At 72.1% G+C, this 20,094-nt stretch carries 15 protein-coding genes; 11 read left to right on the top strand and 4 right to left on the bottom strand.

What is annotated here, in order from left to right:
• Positions 1 to 222 precede the first annotated feature (222 nt).
• The 3 genes from AB0C46_RS35210 to AB0C46_RS35220 all read left to right on the top strand — a co-directional run bounded on the left by AB0C46_RS35210 (position 223) and on the right by AB0C46_RS35220 (position 2,639).
• Positions 223 to 708 carry an SAV_6107 family HEPN domain-containing protein gene (locus AB0C46_RS35210; RefSeq protein WP_362833000.1) on the top strand — a complete coding sequence of 162 codons (486 nt, stop codon included), beginning with the start codon at positions 223 to 225 and terminating at the stop codon, positions 706 to 708.
• A gap of 502 nt (positions 709 to 1,210) precedes the next feature.
• The gene (locus AB0C46_RS35215; protein WP_362833001.1) at positions 1,211 to 1,966 is read left to right on the top strand and encodes a methyltransferase; all 756 of its coding nucleotides are present in this window, start codon (positions 1,211 to 1,213) and stop codon (positions 1,964 to 1,966) included.
• A gap of 259 nt (positions 1,967 to 2,225) precedes the next feature.
• Positions 2,226 to 2,639, top strand: coding sequence for a DUF3040 domain-containing protein (locus AB0C46_RS35220; protein ID WP_362833002.1), 414 nt, complete (start codon positions 2,226 to 2,228; stop codon positions 2,637 to 2,639).
• 337 nt (positions 2,640 to 2,976) lie between these two features.
• Here the strand turns inward: AB0C46_RS35220 and AB0C46_RS35225 are convergent, their stop codons facing one another.
• The 4 genes from AB0C46_RS35225 to AB0C46_RS35240 form a co-directional block, all read right to left on the bottom strand.
• Positions 2,977 to 5,412: a DUF3488 and transglutaminase-like domain-containing protein gene (locus tag AB0C46_RS35225; RefSeq protein ID WP_362833003.1), complete on the bottom strand. Its 2,436-nt coding sequence runs from the start codon at positions 5,410 to 5,412 to the stop codon at positions 2,977 to 2,979.
• 157 nt (positions 5,413 to 5,569) lie between these two features.
• Positions 5,570 to 6,922 (bottom strand): DUF58 domain-containing protein, encoded by a 1,353-nt coding sequence (locus AB0C46_RS35230; RefSeq protein WP_362833005.1) that lies wholly within the window; start codon positions 6,920 to 6,922, stop codon positions 5,570 to 5,572.
• Positions 6,922 to 7,941 carry a MoxR family ATPase gene (locus AB0C46_RS35235; RefSeq protein WP_362833006.1) on the bottom strand — a complete coding sequence of 340 codons (1,020 nt, stop codon included), beginning with the start codon at positions 7,939 to 7,941 and terminating at the stop codon, positions 6,922 to 6,924. Before AB0C46_RS35235 ends, AB0C46_RS35230 begins: the two co-directional genes overlap by 1 nt.
• 227 nt (positions 7,942 to 8,168) lie before the next feature.
• A complete protein-coding gene (locus tag AB0C46_RS35240) occupies positions 8,169 to 8,729 on the bottom strand; it encodes a carbonic anhydrase (protein ID WP_362833007.1) in 561 nt (186 codons plus the stop codon).
• Between the two features lie 506 nt (positions 8,730 to 9,235).
• On the opposite strand from AB0C46_RS35240, the gene rsmH reads away from it, so the two are divergent.
• From rsmH to ftsW, 8 genes are all read left to right on the top strand, one after another.
• Complete coding sequence (rsmH, locus tag AB0C46_RS35245) at positions 9,236 to 10,204, top strand: 16S rRNA (cytosine(1402)-N(4))-methyltransferase RsmH (protein WP_362833008.1); 969 nt, start codon at positions 9,236 to 9,238, stop codon at positions 10,202 to 10,204.
• Positions 10,201 to 10,866 (top strand): septum formation initiator family protein, encoded by a 666-nt coding sequence (locus AB0C46_RS35250; RefSeq protein ID WP_362833009.1) that lies wholly within the window; start codon positions 10,201 to 10,203, stop codon positions 10,864 to 10,866. The genes rsmH and AB0C46_RS35250 overlap by 4 nt, the downstream gene beginning before the upstream one ends.
• Before the next feature lie 7 nt (positions 10,867 to 10,873).
• Positions 10,874 to 12,880, top strand: a complete 2,007-nt coding sequence (locus tag AB0C46_RS35255) for a penicillin-binding protein 2 (RefSeq protein WP_362833010.1) — start codon at positions 10,874 to 10,876, stop codon at positions 12,878 to 12,880.
• 18 nt (positions 12,881 to 12,898) lie between these two features.
• Entirely contained in the window at positions 12,899 to 14,668 is a 1,770-nt protein-coding gene (locus tag AB0C46_RS35260) for a UDP-N-acetylmuramoyl-L-alanyl-D-glutamate--2,6-diaminopimelate ligase (protein ID WP_362833011.1), read from the top strand.
• A gap of 62 nt (positions 14,669 to 14,730) precedes the next feature.
• Entirely contained in the window at positions 14,731 to 16,179 is a 1,449-nt protein-coding gene (gene murF, locus AB0C46_RS35265; RefSeq protein ID WP_362833013.1) for a UDP-N-acetylmuramoyl-tripeptide--D-alanyl-D-alanine ligase, read from the top strand.
• A gap of 5 nt (positions 16,180 to 16,184) precedes the next feature.
• Positions 16,185 to 17,249, top strand: a complete 1,065-nt coding sequence (mraY, locus tag AB0C46_RS35270; protein ID WP_030256539.1) for a phospho-N-acetylmuramoyl-pentapeptide-transferase — start codon at positions 16,185 to 16,187, stop codon at positions 17,247 to 17,249.
• Positions 17,250 to 17,251: 2 nt separating this feature from the next.
• The gene (gene murD / locus AB0C46_RS35275) at positions 17,252 to 18,688 is read left to right on the top strand and encodes a UDP-N-acetylmuramoyl-L-alanine--D-glutamate ligase (protein ID WP_362833047.1); all 1,437 of its coding nucleotides are present in this window, start codon (positions 17,252 to 17,254) and stop codon (positions 18,686 to 18,688) included.
• Positions 18,689 to 18,748: 60 nt separating this feature from the next.
• A complete protein-coding gene (ftsW, locus tag AB0C46_RS35280) occupies positions 18,749 to 20,089 on the top strand; it encodes a putative lipid II flippase FtsW (RefSeq protein ID WP_362833014.1) in 1,341 nt (446 codons plus the stop codon).
• Positions 20,090 to 20,094 lie beyond the last annotated feature (5 nt).

Genomic DNA, 20,094 nt, shown 5'->3' on the forward strand with positions numbered 1-20,094 from the left:
CCCTTGAACTGACTGGTCAGTTCAAAAAATATGCCGCACCCCACCCCCCGCTCCGCAAGGGGACGTTGGGAATCCGTTCCCGCGAATCCGCGGGCGAACCCGTCCCCTTTTCGACGAAAGAGCAGGTCAGTGCCGATTGTCAGTGGTGTACGTCACGATGGGTTCATACGGTCCGAATCGGCATTCGGTCCCGAACCGGCATGCGACGACAGGAGGTTCGTCATGGCAGCTCGTCCCGACAGGGGCAGCTCCGCTGCGTACGGTCCCCCGAGCGATGTCCACCCCGTCCTGCGGCGGGCGGCCGCACCACCCGCCGCACTCGACCTGCTCGCCCAGGCCCAGCAGGGCCTCGACGAAGCCCAGACCCTCGAAGCCCCCAACGAGCAGTTCGCCACGGCCCATCTGGCCGCGCTGCGCACCGCCGCCGCCGTCCTCGCCGTCCGCGGCCGGCCGGAGACCACCGTGCGCCGCAGGCAGCGTATCCGCAGCGCCTGGGAAGTGCTGCCCGAGGTCGCTCCCGAACTGGCCGAGTGGAGCGCCCTGTTCGCCGCCGGCGCCGCCCGCCGCGCGAAGGCCGAGGCGGGTATAACCGGCGCGGCGAGCCGCCGTGACGCCGACGATCTCCTGCGCGACGCCGCCATGTTCCTGCGCCTGGTGGAGCGGATGCTGCTCCTCCAGCCCTCTCTGCCGCCCCAGCGGGCGGGGTGACAAGCGGCTGAGCCCAGGAATCCGGAGGAGGGGAGCGGGTGAGTGGGGGAGGGGGATGGGGTGGGGGTGGGGTGGAGCCCCCGGGGGGGAGGGGGAGCGGAGGGGGAAGGGAAAGTACCGGCGCTCGCCCCCACCGCCGCCCAGCGCGTCCGCCGCCCCGCCTGCCCACCCTTCTCTACCGCCACCTCCCCTCCCGCCACCCACCCCGACCACGACCTTCCGCGACCGCCGCCCCCCCCGGCACCGCCCCTCCACCCACCGCCTCCACCCACCGCCTCCACCCACCGCCTCCACCCACCGCCTCCACCCACCGCCTCCACCCACCGCCTCCACCCACCGCCTCCACCCACCGCCTTCACTCACCGCCTCCATCACCGCCTCTGCCCCCGCCCCGTCGAGCGCCACGTTCGCTGCGGGCGTCTCCGCAGGCGGTGGACGGCGCGGGACGGAATAGGGTGGTGGACGCCTAGACGTTCATGCCCCCGCCGAGGAGCCACCCGCCGTGTCTGACCCGCTGCGCCCGCGCGCATCCCTTCGTACCGCCGTGGTCTGGGAGGTCCTCAAGGACGCCCTGGAGCGCCGGGTCAAGGCCGCCGGCCGCGACGCCCTGGACGTCCTCGACACCGGCGGCGGCACCGGCAACTTCGCCGTGCCGGTCGCCCGCCTTGGCCACCGCGTCACGGTCGTCGACCCCAGCCCCAACGCCCTCTTCGCCCTGGAGCGCCGCGCCGCGGAGGCGGGCGTCGCCGACCGGGTACGCGCGGTCCAGGGCGACGCCCACGGGCTGTTCGACGTCGTCGAGCGCGGCGGCTACGACGCCGTGCTCTGCCACGGCGTGCTGGAGTACGTCGACGACCCGGCCGAGGGCGTCCGCAACGCCGTCGATGCGCTGCGCCCGGCCGGTACCCTCAGCCTGCTCGCGGCCGGTCTGGGCGGCGCCGTTCTCGCGCGCGCCCTCGCGGGCCACTTCACCGAGGCCCGCCAGGCCCTCACCGACCCGGCCGGACGCTGGGGCGAGGGCGACCCGGTGCCGCGCCGTTTCACTGCCGACCAGCTCACCGAGCTGGTGTCCGCCACCGGTCTGGAGGTCGGCGCGGTCCACGGCGTACGGGTCTTCGCCGACCTGGTCCCCGGGGTGCTCGTGGACACCGAGCCGGGTGCCATGGAGGCGCTGCTGAAGCTCGAGGCGGCCGCCGCCGAACAGCCCGCCTTCCACTCCGTGGCCACACAGCTGCACGTCCTCGCGGAGCGCGACTGACCCACCCGGCTCACGCGACTACCGCGTGCAGTCGGCCACAGACCACCCGATCAGCCCCTTCGCCCCGTATGATCGGGGTACGACGTTCCGGCATGACGGACAGGCGGGTGGGGAATGCAGGCAGCATCACCACCGGTCGCCGTGGCGGCCCGGACAGTGAACTGGCGTCGAGGGGCGGGTTTCACGGGGGCGATTCCCTGCCTATCCTGAAAGGGTCGCACCCCGGTCGCCCCCCGCGACCGACGAGTAGGAGGACTCCGTGCCGCTCTCGGAGCACGAGCAGCGCATGCTCGAGCAAATGGAGCGAGCGCTGTACGCCGAAGATCCCAAGTTCGCGACAGCGCTTGAGGGAAGCGGGCTGCGTACGTACACCCGGCGACGGGTCTACCAAGCGGTCGCGGGCTTCCTGGTGGGTATCGCCCTGCTCATGGCCGGCATGGTCGCGCAGCAGATCTGGATCAGTGTGGTGGGCTTCCTCGTCATGCTCGGCTGCGCAGTGCTGGCGGTCACCGGCTGGCGCAAGGCTCCCAAGCCGGGTGAGCAGCAGTCCGGTGCGGTTTCCGGAGGCGGCACAGGTGCCCCGGCGCGCCGTCAGGCCAGGCAGCGGCGCTCGATGATGAACCGTATCGAGGACCGCTGGCAGCGACGCAGGGACGAACAGCAGGGCCACTGAGCCACGACGGGCCGTGGGTTTTCCTCGGGCCCGTCGGGAGCGTGGCCTTGAGCGAGTCCCCCCGCGCTCCTGGAGACGTTTCTTTCCGTCGTTCTTCCAGTTGCGCCGTGCTGCACTTTGCGTGACTCTTTCCCGCCGAGTTTTGCCGTCGCAGTTGGCAGTTCGCAGTCTCCGGCCCGCAGTTCGCCCTCCGGTGGTCCCGGTAGATCTCCGCTGATTCCCGCTGATTCCCGCCCCTTGGTGCGCAACAGCGTTCCCCGGTGGCGCCGGAAGGCAAAAGGTGCTGGGGCCGCCCCATCCTGTCGGGCGGCCCCAGCACCTTTTCCGTGCCGTGTGGTCAGGCCCGCCGCGGGCCCGGCCGGAGGGCGGCCAGCGCGCGCCGTGCCGCGGCCACCGGGCGGCTGCTACGGCACCGGTGCAGAAGCGCCGACCAGCGGGCTGACCAGGCCCAGCGGAGCCGGGTCGCGGAACGCGGGGCGAGCTGGGCACGCAGTCGCAGACCACGGCTTGCGCCCGCCCGCAACCCGGCCCGCACCTGCTGGACGTCCGGGGCGAGCCCGGACACCGGCTGCGGATGCGGGGCGTACAGGACCTGTTCGACCGCCGCGGCTACCCTGCGGGCGGCCGCGGCGGGTTCCGGTTGCAGATCTCCGATGCGGATGATGCGCGCGGCGGCCTTGCGCGGCGTCAGTGACTCGTCCGGCAGGATGCCGAAGTCCCAGGCGGTGTCCAGCAGCTCCCGCCAGGCGGCGAGGGTGCCCGCCGCCGGGTCGCCGTCCGGGCCCGCCAGCCGTCCGGAGCGTATCCGCAGGCGCCAGAGCAGCGGGCCCGCGGGCAGCAGCAGGACGAGCAGCGCGGCCAGTGCCATGACGACGATCGTCCAGGGGGACGAGCCGCCGTCCGGCGGGCGGGTGCCGGACTCCGCGGGCAGCGATACGCAGGCCGTACCGGAGCCGGGCCGCTGCTCAACGGGGCCACAGGACGGGTCCGCCGAGGGGCCGTCCGAGGGGGCCGTGGACCGGGAGGGCTCGGGGTCCGGGCTGCCCGGGTCGGGGGTGTCCGGGGTGTCGGGGTACGCGTAGTCCGGGATGCTGCCGCGGCTCGGGGTCGGTTCGAAGCGGGTCCAGCCGATGCCCTGGAAGTACAGCTCGGGCCAGGCGTGCGCGTCCTTGAGGCCGACCGAGGTCGTGCCGTCGGGCTGCCTGGTGCCGGGGGTGAAACCGACCGCTACCCGGGCCGGTATACCCAGGGTCCGGGCCATTGCCGCCATGGAGAACGAGAAGTGGACGCAGAAGCCCTCCTTCTGCCGCAGGAACCGCGCGATGGCCTCGGAACCGCTGCCGGCCCGGACGTCGGTGTTGTAGCTGAAGCCGCCGTTGAGCGCGAACCAGTCCTGGAGCTTGACGGCCTTGGCATAGGTGGTCGGGGCGCCGCGGGTGACCTGACGTGCGGTGCTGCGGACGACCTGGGGCAGCGAGCGCGGGACCTTGGTGTACTCGCGCAGCAGGTCGGCGGGCGGCGCGGGAGCGGCGGCCAGCTGCTGGGACGTGGGCCGCACCTGCAGGCTCTCGACCTGGTACTGCAGGCCGCGGGTGTTCTGTCCGCGGTCCCCGACGAGCGTGCGGCCCTGGGGCTCGAAGCGCCAGCGCCCGGAGATGTCCACCTTGGACGCCGGGTAGGGGAGCGGCAGCCAGTTCTGGGCGTACCATTCGGCGGTCGAGATCGAGGTGTTGACCCGGTTGAGGTCGACCGCGGAGCTGAGGCCGGGCGGTCCCGGCAGCCGCTCGGGGACGTCCGTGACCGTGCGCTCGGACGGCTTCCAGGTCGTGCCGTCGAACTGGTCGAGGGCGACGATCCGCAGATACAGGTCGCGGGTGTCGGCGGCGGTCGTGCGGTAGTTGAGGACTTCCTTGTCCTCGGGCTGGTTGAGGCTGTCCTGCAGTGAGACCAGGGGGTTCACCGCGGAGATCGTGCCGCCCCCGCTGCCGGGCCCCGAACCACTGCCGGCGGTGCCGAACAGCCCGCCGCCGAGAGAGGGCAGGAGGGCGGGCACCACCAGGGCGATCCCGAGGACCAGCGCGCCGATCCGGCGGCCCGTACGGACCGGGGCCGGGGCGGGATCGCCGATGGCGGCGGTGAATCTCTGTCCGCGACCCGGCGGGCCCGCTCCGCCGCCCGCCCCGCCGAACACCCGGCCCCACTGGGAGAGCCGGTCTCGGCCCTCGGCCAGCAGGAGCAGCAGATAGCCGGCCGCCGCGATCAGGAACCGCAGCCAGCCCGCGCCGCCCTGGGACAGGCCCGCCGCCACCGAGTAGAGCGCGAGCAGCGGCAGCCCGGCGGGTGCGGCGCTGCGGTATGTGACCGCCAGCGCGTCCACGATCAGGCCGATCACCAGCACGCCGGCGATCAGCAGCAGCCGGATGCCGGGGGTGCCGGGGGCGGGGGTGGCGTACCGGCCGACGTCCCGTACACCTGCCTGCACCAGCCGGCTGAATTCCGTGAGGGCGTCCGGGCCCGGCACCAGGCCGAGGATCGCCTCGCCCGGGGTGAAGAGCAGGGTCATCAGCACCACGCCGGTCAGCACCTGTGCGCCGATGATCAGGGGTCCGGCCAGGGGGGCCCGGCGGGCGGCCGCGCCCACTCCCGTCACGATGGCCAGCAGGACCGCCGCCTGGATCAGCCAGCTGATCGGTTCCACCAGCGGCAGCAGTGCGCCGGCGGCACACAGCGTGGCCACCGCCGCACACAGCGCCAGCCGCGCCCGGCCGCTCATGCCTGTGCCTCACTTCGCTCGGGGCCGCCCGGGCAAGGCCCGGGCCGGCCGCTGATCCGGCCGCGGGGGCTCCGCGCACCCGGCCGTCCGTTCGTGGGCAGCCCCTCGTCCCTCAGCGGCGGCCCGGCCGTGATCCGTCCACGGCTCACGCTCCCGTTCATGACCAACCTCCCGCCATGGTCTCCGGGGTGCCCGTACGGTCCCCGGCCGCGCGCCACAGGGCGGCGAGCGGGTCGCCGGGCAGCACCGGCAGTGCCGTCCAGCCGGCCTTCCGCAGCAGCCGTAGACGTTCGGCCACCGGGATCTGGCCGTCGGAGAAGCTGATGCCGCCGGGGCCCCGTGTCCAGGCGTCGCCGTCCAGGACGAAGGCGACGGCCGCGCCGCTGCGCTGCCGCATCCGCCCGGCGACCGCCGCCTGCTCCTCGTCCAGGTCGCCGAAGAAGGCGACCAGCAGTCCTTCGTTGCCGCCGCGCAGTACGTCGTACGCCGCCGACAGGCCCTCCTCCTCGGAGTGCTCCACGACGGCGAGGGTGTCCAGCAGCAGTCCCGCGGCGTCGGCGGAGTCGGTGCCGCCCGCGAAGCTGCCGGCGCCGTCGGCGCCCGGCACCGAGCTGCCGGTGTCGGTCAGCAGCCGCACCGAGTAGCCGCGCTCCAGCAGATGTACCGCGGTGGAGGCGGCGCCCGCCACCGCCCACTCGAAGGGTGAGTCGGGGCCCGAGCCCGGGTGGGCGGTCTCGCGGGTGTCGAGCAGGACCGTGCAGCGCGCCTTCTGCGGCTGTTCCTCCCTGCGGACCATCAGTTCGCCGTAGCGCGCGGTGGAGCGCCAGTGGATGCGGCGCAGATCGTCGCCGTGCCGGTAGCCGCGCGGAATGACGTCGTCCTCCCCGGCCAGTGCCGGTGAGCGCTGCCGTCCGTCGCCGTATCCGGCGGCCTCGCCCACCTGCCGCACCGCCGGCAGCTGTTCGACCCGCGGCACCACCGTCAGGGTGTCGGAGGAGCTGAACGAGCGGGTCAGCTCGCACATCCCGAACGGGTCCGAGAGGCGCAGCTGCAGCGGCCCCAGGGGATAGCGTCCGCGCAGGTCGGAGCGGACACGGTAGGAGACCTCGCGGCGGCCGCCGGCCTCGACCCGGTCCAGGATGAAGCGCGGCCGGGGCCCGAGGACGTACGGCACCCGGTCCTGGAGCATCAGCACGCCCGTCGGCAGCCGGGAGATGTTCTCCATCCGCAGTCGCACCCGGGATTCGGCGGCCGCGGGCACCCGGGCGGGGGTGAGCGTACGGCGGCCTGCGACGCGGTAGCGGGTGCGGTGCAGGACCAGGACACACACCAGCGGGAGGGCGGCGAGCAGCAGACCGACTCGCAGCAGATCCGCCTGCCCGAGGAGGTAGGAGCACACCGCGGCGGCCATCCCGGCCGCCAGGAACGACCTGCCCCGGGTCGTCAGGCCCCCGAGGGCCGCCCGCAGCCCGTTCCGTTCCGGAGCGCCCTCGCCTCCCCCGTCGGACATCACAACCCCCGTACACCGGGCGGCTGCTGGCCGGGTGTCCGCCACGGCTGTGCGGACGGCTCGGGGACCGGGACGCGCTGCAGGATCTCCAGCACGATCTGCTCGGCCGTACGGCGGTTCAACTGGGCCTGGGCGGTGGGCAGCAGCCGGTGCGCGAGCACCGCCACCGCCAGCGACTGGACATCGTCCGGGAGGGTGTACTCCCGCCCCTGGAGCGCCGCGGAGGCCTTGGCGGCGCGCAGCAGATGCAGGGTCGCCCGCGGTGAGGCACCGAGCCGCAGCTCGGGGTGGCTGCGGGTGGCCACCACCAGATCGACGGTGTATCTGCGCACCGTGTCGGCGACATGGACCGTGCGCACCGCGTCGATCAGCTTCACGATCTCGTGGGCGTGCGCGACCGGCTGGAGGTCGTCGAGCGGCGAGGCGCCGCCGTGCACATCCAGCATCTGCAGCTCGGCCGCCGGGCTGGGATAGCCGATGGACACCCGCGCCATGAAGCGGTCCCGCTGCGCCTCGGGGAGCGGGTAGGTGCCCTCCATCTCCACCGGATTCTGGGTGGCGACCACCATGAAGGGGTCGGGCAGCTCGTAGGTCTGCCCGTCCATCGTGACCTGACGCTCCTCCATGGACTCCAGGAGCGCCGACTGGGTCTTGGGCGAGGCGCGGTTGATCTCGTCGCCGATCACGATCTGGGAGAAGATCGCGCCGGGCTTGAACTCGAAGTCCCGCTGCTGCTGGTCGAAGATGCTGACGCCGGTGATGTCGGAGGGCAGCAGGTCCGGTGTGAACTGGATGCGCCGCACCGAGCAGTCGATGGAGCGGGCCAGCGCCTTGGCGAGCATGGTCTTGCCGACGCCCGGCACATCCTCGATGAGCAGATGTCCCTCGGCCAGCAGCACGGTCAGCGCGAGCCGTACGACCTCCGGCTTGCCCTCGATCACTTCCTCCACCGACCGGTGAACCCGCTCCGCGGTGGTGGTCAGATCGCTGAGGCTCGCTCGTTCGTCATACGTCGTCACTCGGCCCTCCTCGGCCCCGTACTACGGGCCGATGCCCCCTCTGCGGACCCGGCCCACCCCGAAAGTTGCGCGTCGCGCCCGGCCGGGGCCAGGACGACGGCACCTACGCATTCTTGCTGCCCGCGCGGCTTCGCGTCATGACCTGTGGATAACTCACAAGGTTATCTCCCGGCCTTCCCGGCGAACTAGGACTTTCCGGGCCGGTTCGCCGGGAAGGCCGGGGCGGGTCAGCGCTGCGGGTCGATCTCCCGCAGCAGGCCGGTCGTCACGTCGAAGACGAAGCCGCGGACGTCGTCGGTGTGCGGGAGGAAGGGGGAGGTGCGCACCCGCTGCATGGACTGCCGGACATCCTCGTCGAGGTCCTTGAACGCCTCGACGGCCCAGGTGGGACGCTGTCCGACCTCGGCCGCCAGCTCGTGGCGGAAGTCCTCGGTCAGGCTGAGCAGACCGCACCCGGTGTGGTGGATGAGGACGACGGAGCGGGTGCCGAGCGCACGCTGGCTGATCGTCAGGGACCGGATGATGTCGTCGGTGACCACTCCGCCGGCATTGCGGATGGTGTGGCAGTCGCCGAGTTCGAGGCCGAGCGCGGCGTGCAGATCGAGCCGGGCATCCATGCAGGCGACCACGGCGACCTTGAGGACGGGCCGGGCATCCATTCCGGGATCGCTGAAGGCGGCGGCATAGCGCTGGTTCGCCTCGACGAGACGGTCGGTAACCGTGCCGCCGGTACGGGCGGCGGCGCTGTCGGCGGAGGAGGGCAACGGCTGCGACGCAGGTATGGACATGGATTCACCGTAATCGGCGTCGGTCTTTTCGGCTGCATGAGAGGTCGGGCATAGGGGTCATCGTCACTCCTTGTGAGGTAACCCACAGGTCCGGCCGTCTCGCCGCCGTCCGGGTGAGAAGCCCGCGGGAAGGGCGGCGGGAAAGCCGTCGCAGGACGCGCGGAACCAGTTGATTGACCGGGGCAGCCGGTGGACTAAAGTGGCGCGAAGTGGGAGGCGTGACGCTCTCCTTGGATACCGGATTCCTCGCGTGCGCGCATCGTACGTACGGCTCGGCCTCCTCCCGCTCCCATGGTCTTCCGACGTCACTTCCCCGTCGCCGGAGGGCCACTTCCCCTTCAGAGCGGGCGGGGACCAAGCGGTACGTGCGGCATCCCCCAGCCAGCGGCCGGGGCCCCACCTGCCGCCCAGCCCATCGGAAGGCACATGAGCGAGCGTAGCGAGCGAATCAGGAAGAGGTGCGCGCTCTGCCGAGGCAGGCGCGCTGAGCGCGGCGAGGTCGTCGCATGAGCAGCAGCACTCGCCACGTACCCGTCATGCTCCAGAGGTGTCTGGACCTGCTCGCCCCCGCGCTCGCCGAGCCCGGTGCGGTCGTCGTCGACTGCACGCTCGGCCTGGGAGGGCACAGCGAGGCACTGCTGTCCACCTTCCCGGCGGCCCGGCTCATCGCCCTCGACCGCGACCCGTCCGCCCTGAAGCTGGCGGGCGAGCGGCTCGCCCCGTACGGAGACCGCGCCACCCTGGTGCACGCCGTCTACGACGAGCTCCCCGAGGTGCTCGACCGGCTCGGGACCCCGCGCGTCCAGGGCGTGCTGTTCGACCTCGGCGTCTCCTCCATGCAGCTCGACGAGGCCGACCGCGGCTTCGCGTACGCGCAGGACGCCCCGCTGGACATGCGGATGGACCAGACGACCGGTATCAGCGCCGCGGATGTGCTCAATACCTACGCGCCCGGTGAGCTGGTCCGGATCCTGCGCTCCTACGGGGAGGAGAAGCAGGCCAAGCGGATCGTCGAGGCCGTCGTCCGCGAGCGCGCCAAGGAGCCGTTCACCAACAGCGCGCGGCTGGTCGAGCTGATCCGCGACGCGCTGCCGCAGGCCGCCAAGCGCACCGGCGGCAACCCCGCCAAGCGCACGTTCCAGGCGCTGCGCATCGAGGTCAACGGGGAGCTCGCGAGCGTGGAGCGCGCCGTCCCGGCCGCCGTGCAGGCACTCGCGGTGGGCGGCCGGATCGCCGTGCTCGCCTACCACTCGCTGGAGGACCGCCTGGTCAAGCAGGTCTTCGCGGCCGGCGCGGCCAACACGGCGCCGCCCGGGCTGCCGGTGGTCCCCGAGCGCTACCAGCCCCGGCTCAAGCTGCTGACCCGCGGCGCCGAACTCCCCACGGAGGAGGAGATCGCCGAGAACCGCCGGGCCGCCCCCGCCCGGCTGCGCGGCGCGGAGCGCATCCGCGAGAACGTCGAGGACACCGCATGAAAGGGCAGGGGCCGCGCGGCAGACAGAAACGCCTCGCCGCGCTGTTCCCCTCCGGCGCCGGTGCCCGCGGCACCGCGGCGCGCACGCCCTTCGTGCTCCTCATCGTCGTCCTCCTCGGCTCCGGCCTGATCACTCTGCTGCTGCTCAACTCCGCCCTCAACCAAGGATCGTTCGAGCTCAGCAAGCTGGAGAAGCAGACCGACGAGCTGACGGACGAGCAGCAGGCGCTCCAGCAGGACGTGGACGCCTACTCCGCCCCGGGTGCGCTGGAGCAGCGCGCCCGGAAGCTGGGGATGGTGCCCGGCGGCACCCCGGTGTTCCTGCTCCCGGACGGCACGGTCCGCGGCAGGCCGAGCGTGGCCGGGCCGGAGGGCGCGCCGCTGAGCACCTCCGCCGAGCCGTCGCCCCTGGGCGCGACCGCCCGCACCGCGCTGCCCCGCCCGGCGGCGCCGCCGGTCCCGGCCCTGGCCAACGTGCTGGGCCCGGACAGCGCACCGGGCACGGAGGCGACACCGGCCGATCCGGCCCCTCTGGGCTCCCCGGCGCCCTCGGCCGCCCCGGCCTCCCTGACCTCGTCCGCCCCGCGCTTCCCGCCCGGCAGCGGCGCCCCCGCCGCACCCGGCACCGCGGCCGCCCCTTCCCCGACGACCTCCGGCAGGTGACCGCGGCATGACCGAGCCCAGGGACCCCCGCCGGGTGCCACGCCCCGCCCAGCGCGGCGGCCGGGCCGGCAGCGGGGCCGGCCGCCCGCCCGCCGCCAAGCGCCCCGCACCCCGGCCCGGCTCCCGGCCCGGCCCGGCCCGGCCCGCCGCCCGCCCCGTACGCCCCCGCCCCGGCTCCCCGGCGCTCCGCCTCGGCAGCCCGCGCCCGCGGCTGCGGCTGGTCTCGCTCGGGCTGACGCTGATCATGCTGGTCTTCGTCGTACGGCTCTTCCAGGTGCAGGCCGTGGACGCCGGAGCGTTCGCCGCCAAGGCCAACGAGAACCGCTATGTACCGGTCAAGCTGGCCGCCGAGCGCGGTGCGATCACCGACCGCAACGGTGTGGACCTGGCCACCACCGTCGATGCGTACGACATCACCGCCGACCCGAGCCTGCTGGCGCCCGACAAGACCAAGATCGACGACGCTCCGCAGCGGGCCGCCGCACTGCTCGCCCCGATCCTCGGCGAGGACAAGGCCACCCTGACCGAGAAGCTCGACCGGCCCGAGGCCCGCTACGCCCTGCTCGCCCGGCAGCAGACCCCGCAGGTCTGGAAGAAGATCAAGGATCTGCGCAAGACCCTTGACGCCAAGGCGGCCGCCGCCCCCAAGGGCGCGCCCCGCCCCGACGTCCTGGTCGGGATCTTCGCCGACAAGCACAGCAAGCGCCTCTACCCCAACAAGAACCTCGCCGCAGGTGTGCTCGGCTTCGTCAACGGCGCCGGCAAGGGCGGCGGCGGCCTGGAAGCGCGCCTGGACAAGAAGCTGGCGGGCAAGGACGGCAAGCTCGTCTACGCCCAGTCCGGCGGCCGCCGGGTGCCCACCGCCGACACCCAGGAACACCCCGCCGTCCCCGGCAGCGACGTCGAGCTGACCCTCGACCGTGACATCCAGTGGGCGGCCCAGCAGGCCATCACCGACCAGGTCGCCAAGTCCCGAGCCGACCGTGGCTATGTCGTCGTCCAGGACACCCGCACCGGGGAGATCCTTGCGCTCGCCAATTCGCCCGGATTCGACCCCAATGATGTGTCGAAGGCCGACCCGGAAGCGCTGGGCAATGCTGCGCTGTCCGACGCGTTCGAGCCCGGGTCCACCAGCAAGGTGATGTCGATGGCCGCCGTCCTGGAGGAGGGCGTCGCCACGCCGGCCACCAGGGTCACCGTGCCCAACCGGCTGCACCGGGGCGACCGGCTGTTCGCGGACGACGTCGACCACGCCACCTGGCATCTGACCCTCAACGGAGTGCTCGCCAAGTCCAGCAACATCGGCACGATCCTCGCGACCGGCCAGCTCGGCAAAACCCAGCCCGCGGCGAACCAGGTCCTCTACTCGTATCTGCGCAAGTTCGGGATCGGCAGGCCGACCGGACTCGGCTTCCCCGGGGAGACCGACGGCATCCTGGCCAAGCCGAAGGACTGGAACACCTCGCAGCAGTTCACCATCCCGTTCGGCCAGGGGCTGTCCCTCAACGCCGTACAGGCCGCCTCCGTCTACTCCACGATCGCCAACGGCGGTGAGCGCATCGCCCCCTCACTGGTCCGTGGCAGCACCGGGCCCGACGGGCACTATGTACGGGCGCCCAAGCCCGAGAAGAACCGCGTGGTCAGCCGGGAGACCGCGGCCACGCTCGCCACCATGCTCGAATCGGTGGTGGACGACGAGGAAGGCACCGGAGCGAAGGCGAAGATCGACGGCTACCGCGTCGGCGGCAAGACCGGCACGTCCAACCGGGTGGACCCCAGGACCGGCCGCTACCACGGCTACACCGCCTCGTTCGCCGGCTTCGCCCCCGCCGACAAACCCCGCATCACGGTCTACTGCGCCGTCCAGAACCCCACGACGGGCAGCTATTTCGGCGGCCAGGTCTGCGGCCCGATCTACCAGCAGGTCATGGCCTTCGCGCTGAAAACCCTCCAGGTCCCGCCGACCGGCGCCAAGCCCCCGCGGCTGCCGGTCACCTTCACGCCAGGCCAATGAAATCGAGGCAATCCCGCCGTGACGACCATCACCCCCGACGGCACCCCGGACGGCACCCCCACCCCGGGAAACTGCTCCTCTCCGCGGCCCTCACTTCGCCCCGGGCCGGTGGTGCCCGGTACGCTCACCGCCGTGTCACACCCTGATCAGTCCCCGAAAGCCCAGCACGCCGAGAAGGGCGGGTCCGCTACCTATCCGGGAGCGCCGCGCCCTGAACAGGTCCGTCCCACCCCCCTGGCGGACCTCGCCGAGCAGCTGGGAAGCCCGGCCCCCGACGCCGGAGCGGCCGATGCCGCGCAACCCGTGATGGTCACCGGCATCACCCATGACTCCCGGGCGGTCCGCCCCGGTGACGTCTACGCCGCGCTGCCGGGCGCCCGTCTGCACGGTGCCGACTTCGTCGCCCAGGCCGCCGACCTCGGCGCCGCGGCGGTGCTGACCGACCCGTCGGGTGCCGAGCGCGCCGCCGCGACCGGCCTGCCGGTCCTCGTCGTCGACAACCCGCGCGCACGGATGGGCGCCCTGGCCGTCTCCATCTACGGGGCGCCGGGCGAGGACCTCCTCCAGATCGGCATCACCGGCACCTCCGGCAAGACCACCACCGCCTACCTCATCGAGGGCGGGCTGCGGGCCGCGGCCGCCGCAGGCGGGGACGGGCGACTGTCAGGCGGGCTGACCGGGCTGATCGGCACCGTCGAGACCCGCATCGGCGACAAGCGCATCAAGTCCGAGCGCACCACCCCCGAGGCCACCGACCTGCAGGCGCTGTTCGCGGTGATGCGCGAGCGCGGCGTCCGCGCGGTCGCCATGGAGGTCTCCAGCCACGCTCTGGTCCTCGGCCGGGTCGACGGCTGCGTCTTCGACGTCGCGATCTTCAACAACCTCAGCCCGGAGCACATGGAGTTCCACTCCGGCATGGAGGACTACTTCCAGGCCAAGGCCCAGCTGTTCACCAAGGCGCGCAGCCGCGCCGGCGTCGTCAACCTCGACGACGAATACGGCAAGCGGCTGGCCGAGGGCGAGTCCGAGGTCCCGGTCACCACCTTCTCCGCGGAGGGCCACCCCGACGCCGACTGGCGGGCGTCCGACGTCGAGGTCGGCACGCTCGGCTCGACCTTCACCGTGCACGGCCCGGACGGCCAGACCCTGCGCGCCGCCTCCCCGATCGCCGGCCCGTTCAACGTCGCCAACGCGCTCGCCGCGATCACCTCCCTGGTCGTCGCCGGCGTCGACCCGCAGACCGCGGCCGACGGGGTCGCCGCGGTGCCCGGTGTCCCCGGCCGTCTGGAGCGCATCGACGCCGGCCAGCCGTACCTGGCGGTGGTCGACTACGCCCACAAGACGGACGCCGTCGAATCGGTTCTGCGCGCCCTGCGCAAGGTCACCGACGGCAAGCTGCACGCCGTCCTCGGCTGCGGTGGCGACCGCGACCCGCACAAGCGCGCCCCGATGGGTGCCGCGGTGGCCCGGCTCGCCGACACGGCCGTACTGACCTCCGACAACCCGCGCGGCGAGGACCCCCTCGCGATCCTCGCCACGATGCTCGCGGGCGCCGCGGAAGTCCCCATTCACGAACGCGGCACGGTGCTCGTCGAAGAAGAGCGCGCCGCCGCCATCGCCGCCGCCGTCGCCCGCGCCGAGCCCGGTGACACCGTGATCGTCGCGGGCAAGGGCCACGAGCAGGGCCAGGACATCGCCGGAGTGGTCCGCCCCTTCGACGACCGCCAGGTACTGCGCGAGGCCATCGAGGCTTCCTTGAAGTCACCGCAGCCGAACCACCAGGGATGACACACCGCCATGCGCGCACAACCCCTTTACCGTCACCGCCCGCCCCGCGCCGGGGGTGACCTGTGATCTCCCTGTCGCTCGCCGAGATCGCGAGCACCGTCGGAGGGCAGCAGCACGACATACCGGACGACGGCCGCCGGGTGACCGGACCGGTCGTGGCGGACTCCCGTGCGGTGGGCCCCGGCGCGCTGTTCGTGGCCTTCGCCGGTGAACGCGTCGACGGCCATGACTTCGCGGCCGGCGCCGTCGAGGCGGGCGCGGTGGCCGTACTGGCCGCCCGTCCCCTCGGCGTCCCCGCGATCGTCGTCGACGACGTGGTCGCCGCGCTCGGCGCGCTCGCCCGCGCCGTCGTCGCACGTCTGGGCACCACCGTCGTGGGCCTCACCGGCTCGGCCGGCAAGACCAGCACCAAGGACCTGATCGCCCAGCTGCTGCAGCGCCACGGCCCGACGGTCTGGCCCGAGGGAAACCTCAACAACGAGATCGGGCTGCCGCTGACCGCGCTGCGCGCCGACGAGTCCACCCGTCATCTCGTCCTGGAGATGGGCGCCCGCGGCGTCGGCCACATCCGCTACCTCGCCGGGCTGACCCCGCCGAGGATTGGTGTGGTGCTGAACGTCGGCAGCGCGCACATCGGCGAGTTCGGCGGCCGTGAGCAGATCGCCCTGGCCAAGGGCGAACTCATCGAGGCGCTGCCCCCGGCCGAGGACGGCGGGATCGCGGTGCTCAACGCCGACGACCCGTACGTCCGCGCCATGGCTCCGCGCACCAGGGCCCGCACGATCCTCTTCGGTGAGGCCGCGGAGGCCGCCGTACGTGCCGAGAATGTCCGGCTCACGGAGCTAGGACAGCCTGCCTTCACGCTTCACACACCCTCCGGGTGCAGTGATGTGACCATGCGGCTGTACGGTGAGCACCACGTGTCGAACGCGCTCGCCGCGGCCGCCGTCGCCCATGAGTTGGGCATGCCCGTAGACGAGATCGCCACCGCGCTCTCCGAAGCCGGCACGCTCTCCCGCTGGCGTATGGAGGTCACCGAGCGCGCGGACGGTGTGCGGGTCGTCAACGACGCCTACAACGCGAACCCCGAGTCCATGCGAGCGGCGCTGCGTGCGCTGGTCGCCATGGGCGCAGCCGGCAAGGTGACGGGTGCTCGTACGTGGGCGGTGCTCGGTGAGATGGCCGAGCTCGGCGAGGAGTCACTCGCCGAACACGACGCGGTCGGGCGGCTGGCCGTCCGGCTCAACGTCAGCAAGCTCGTGGCAGTCGGCGGCAGGGAAGCGGCCTGGCTCGACATGGGCGCCAAGAACGAGGGTTCGTGGGGTGAGGAGTCGGTGCACGTGTCCGACGCGCGGGCGGCGGTCGACCTGTTGCGCAGCGAGCTGCGGCCGGGAGATGTCGTGCTGGTGAAGGCGTCCAGGTCGGTGGGGCTGGAGCGGGTCGCCGCAGCTTTGCTGGACGAGGGCATGGGGGGCGCCGCGGGCGCTGAGGGTGGAGCCGCGACCCGATGAACTCGATGAAGCAGATCCTCTTCTCCGGAATGATCGGGCTCTTCCTGACCCTGATCGGCACTCCGCTGCTGATCAAACTGCTGGCCAAAAAGGGATATGGGCAGTTCATCCGCGATGACGGCCCGCGCGATCACCACAGCAAGCGCGGTACGCCCACCATGGGTGGTATCGCCTTCATCCTGGCCACGATCATTGCTTACGCGCTGACCAAGGTCATCACGAGCAGCGACCCCACCTTCTCCGGTGTGCTGGTGCTGTTCCTGATGGCGGGCATGGGCCTGGTCGGCTTCCTCGACGACTACATCAAGATCGTCAAGCAGCGCTCGCTGGGCCTGCGGGCCAAGGCCAAGATGGCCGGCCAGCTGATCGTCGGTATCGCCTTCGCGGTGCTGTCGCTGCAGTTCGCGGACCTGCGCGGGCAGACCCCGGCGTCCGACCGGCTCTCCTTCACGCAGGACTTCGGCTGGCAGATCGGCCCGGTGATCTTCGTGATCTGGGCGCTGTTCATGATCCTGGCGATGTCCAACGGCGTGAACCTCACCGACGGCCTCGACGGCCTCGCCACCGGCGCCTCGGTGATGGTCTTCGGCGCCTACACCTTCATCGGCATCTGGCAGTACCAGGAGTCGTGCGCCAACCAGATCACCGCCGGACCCGGCTGTTACGAGGTCCGCGATCCGCTCGACCTCGCGGTCGTCGCCTCCGCCCTGATGGGTGCCTGCTTCGGCTTCCTGTGGTGGAACACCTCGCCCGCCAAGATCTTCATGGGCGACACCGGTTCGCTGGCCCTGGGCGGCGCGCTGGCCGGTCTGGCCATCTGCTCCCGTACGGAGCTGCTGCTGGCCATCCTGGGCGGTCTCTTCGTCCTGATCACCATGTCCGTGGTCATCCAGGTCGGATCGTTCCGGCTGACCGGCAAGCGGGTCTTCCGGATGGCGCCACTCCAGCACCACTTCGAACTCAAGGGGTGGTCCGAAGTCCTTGTGGTGGTCCGGTTCTGGATCATTCAGGGCATGTGCGTCATCGTGGGACTCGGCATCTTCTACGGCGGCTGGCAGGCAGCAAAGTGACCATGCAGAGCCCGGCGGACTTCGCCGGCCGGCGCATCACCGTTGCCGGCCTGGGCGTGAGCGGCGTTCCCGCCGCCCGCGCCCTGGCCGGCCTCGGCGCCCATGTCACCGTCGTCAACAGCAGCGACGGTGAGCGTGAGCGTGCGCAGGCCGCCGAGCTGGAGGAGCTGGGGGCCACCGTCCGCCTGGGCGATGGCGACACCCTCCCCGAGGGCACGGAACTGATCGTCACCACCCCGGGCTGGAAGCCGACCAGCCCGCTCTTCGCCGCGGCCGAGAAGGCCGGCGTCGAGGTGTGGGGCGATGTCGAACTGGCCTGGCGGCTGCGCGGCCCCGACTCCGCGCCCTGGCTGGCGGTCACCGGCACCAACGGCAAGACCACCACCGTCCGGATGCTGGCCTCGATCCTGCAGGCGGCGGGTCTGCGGACCGCCGCCGTCGGCAACATCGGAGTCCCGCTCGTCGATGTGGTGCTGGGCGAGGGGCAGCCGGACGGCGCCTCGTACGACGTCCTCGCCGTCGAGCTCTCCAGTTACCAGCTGCACTGGGCGCCCTCCGTACGGGCGCACTCCGCGGCCGTCCTCAACCTCGCCCCCGACCACCTGGACTGGCACGGTTCCATGGCGGCGTACGCCGCCGACAAGGGCCGCGTCTACGAGGGCAACACCGTCGCCTGCGTCTACAACGCCGCCGACCCGGTGACCGAGGAACTGGTCCGGGCGGCCGACGTCGAGGAAGGCTGCCGTGCCATCGGCTTCACCCTCGGCACCCCGGGACCCTCCCAGTTGGGCGTCGTCGAGGGCATCCTCGTCGACCGTGCCTTCGTGGCGAACCGGCAGCAGCAGGCCCAGGAGCTCGCGGAGGTCTCGGACGTCACGCCCGCGGCCCCGCACAACGTCGCCAACGCCCTCGCGGCCGCGGCGCTGGCCCGTGCCTTCGGGGTGGCTCCCGCCGCCGTACGCGACGGACTGCGCGCCTTCCACCCGGACGCCCACCGCATTCAGCACGTCGCGGACCTCGACGGCGTCAGCTACATCGACGACTCCAAGGCCACCAACACCCACGCCGCCGAGGCGTCGTTGGCGGCGTACGAGCACATCGTGTGGATCGCCGGCGGCCTCGCCAAGGGCGCGACCTTCGACGAGCTGGTGCAGAAGTCGGCGGCCCGGCTGCGCGGGGTGGTGCTGATCGGCGCCGACCGGGCGCTGATTCGGGAAGCCCTGGCGCGACACGCCCCCGATGTCCCGGTGGTCGACCTCGACCGGACCGACACTGGGGCGATGCCCGAGGCGGTCCGGGAAGCGACCCGTCTGGCCGAGCCCGGCGACACCGTCCTGCTGGCTCCGGCCTGCGCCTCGATGGACATGTTCGTCAACTACAACAAGCGGGGCGACGCCTTCGCCGAAGCGGTCGGTGAGCTGACCGCACGGGATCACTAGACCGTTTCTCCCCGCTGTCGTCGAGAGCCGGCGGCGAGCGCACCTGTGGAGGGGACGAGGATGACGGCCCGATCGGCGAAGGCGGCCACGCCGCGTCCGGCGCGCCGGCCCTCCACGGTGCGCAAGCCGCGCGGCGGCCGCACACCGGGCGGTCTCCGGGGGCTCCACACCCGGCTGAAGCGCGCCTGGGACCGCCCGCTGACCGCGTACTACCTGATCCTCGGCGGCAGCCTGCTGATCACCGTCCTGGGGCTGGTGATGGTCTACTCGGCGTCCCAGATCAAGGCGCTGCAGTCCGGTCTGGCCCCGACGTACTTCTTCCGTAAGCAGCTGCTGGCCGCCGTCCTCGGCGGCGGGCTGCTGCTGGCCGCCTCCCGTATGCCGGTGCGGCTGCACCGCGGGCTGGCCTATCCGCTGCTCGCCGTCTCGGTGTTCCTGATGTGCCTGGTACAGATTCCCGGCATAGGGGTCGCGGTCAACGGAAACCAGAACTGGATCAGCCTCGGCGGACCTTTCCAGATGCAACCGAGCGAGTTCGCCAAGCTCGCGCTGGTGCTGTGGGGCGCCGATCTGCTGGCCCGCAAACAGGACAAAAGGCTGCTGGTGCAGTGGAAGCATCTGCTGGTGCCGCTGATCCCGGTGGCGTTCCTGCTGCTCGGGCTGATCATGCTCGGTGGCGACATGGGCACCGCGATCATTCTCACCGCGATCCTCTTCGGGCTGCTGTGGCTGGCCGGGGCGCCGACCCGGCTGTTCGTGGGGGTGCTGGGCGCCGCCACGCTGATCGGGGCGCTGCTGATCAAGACCAGCGCCAACCGGATGTCCCGGCTGGCCTGCATCGGAGCGACCGATCCGGGGCCCGGTGACCAGTGCTGGCAGGCCGTGCACGGCATCTATGCGCTGGCGTCCGGCGGATTCTTCGGTTCCGGGCTCGGTGCGAGTATGGAAAAATGGGGTGAACTCCCTGAACCGCACACCGACTTCATCTTCGCCATCACCGGGGAGGAACTGGGTCTGGCGGGGACGCTGTCGGTGCTCGCCCTCTTCGCGGCTCTAGGCTATGCGGGTATCCGCGTGGCCGGACGCACGGAGGACCCCTTCGTACGGTACGCCGCGGGAGGCGTGACCACCTGGATCACGGCCCAGGCCGTGATCAACATCGGTGCGGTGCTCGGCCTGTTGCCGATCGCCGGTGTCCCGCTCCCGCTGTTCTCCTACGGAGGCTCCGCCCTGCTGCCGACGATGTTCGCCATCGGACTCTTGATCGCCTTCGCGCGTGACGAGCCCGCTGCACGGGCGGCGTTGGCCATGCGGCAGCCGGTCTTCGGCAGGAGGCAGGCTGGGGTGAGATGGAAGACGATGAGACGGCGCGTCAAGAAGCGGCCGTCCGGAGAGCGGTGAATTTC

The organism is Streptomyces sp. NPDC048637 (assembly GCF_040650675.1).
GTDB lineage: Bacteria > Actinomycetota > Actinomycetes > Streptomycetales > Streptomycetaceae > Streptomyces.

Bases quoted from the DNA above. Each gene is read 5' to 3' on its own strand.
- AB0C46_RS35210 (WP_362833000.1), top strand. From the start codon at position 223: ATGGCAGCTCGTCCCGACAGGGGCAGCTCCGCTGCGTACGGTCCCCCG.
- AB0C46_RS35225 (WP_362833003.1), bottom strand. From the start codon at position 5,412: ATGAGCGGCCGGGCGCGGCTGGCGCTGTGTGCGGCGGTGGCCACGCTG.
- AB0C46_RS35230 (WP_362833005.1), bottom strand. From the start codon at position 6,922: ATGTCCGACGGGGGAGGCGAGGGCGCTCCGGAACGGAACGGGCTGCGG.
- AB0C46_RS35240 (WP_362833007.1), bottom strand. From the start codon at position 8,729: ATGTCCATACCTGCGTCGCAGCCGTTGCCCTCCTCCGCCGACAGCGCC.
- rsmH (WP_362833008.1), top strand. From the start codon at position 9,236: ATGAGCAGCAGCACTCGCCACGTACCCGTCATGCTCCAGAGGTGTCTG.
- AB0C46_RS35250 (WP_362833009.1), top strand. From the start codon at position 10,201: ATGAAAGGGCAGGGGCCGCGCGGCAGACAGAAACGCCTCGCCGCGCTG.
- AB0C46_RS35255 (WP_362833010.1), top strand. From the start codon at position 10,874: ATGACCGAGCCCAGGGACCCCCGCCGGGTGCCACGCCCCGCCCAGCGC.
- mraY (WP_030256539.1), top strand. From the start codon at position 16,185: ATGAAGCAGATCCTCTTCTCCGGAATGATCGGGCTCTTCCTGACCCTG.
- murD (WP_362833047.1), top strand. From the start codon at position 17,252: ATGCAGAGCCCGGCGGACTTCGCCGGCCGGCGCATCACCGTTGCCGGC.
- ftsW (WP_362833014.1), top strand. From the start codon at position 18,749: ATGACGGCCCGATCGGCGAAGGCGGCCACGCCGCGTCCGGCGCGCCGG.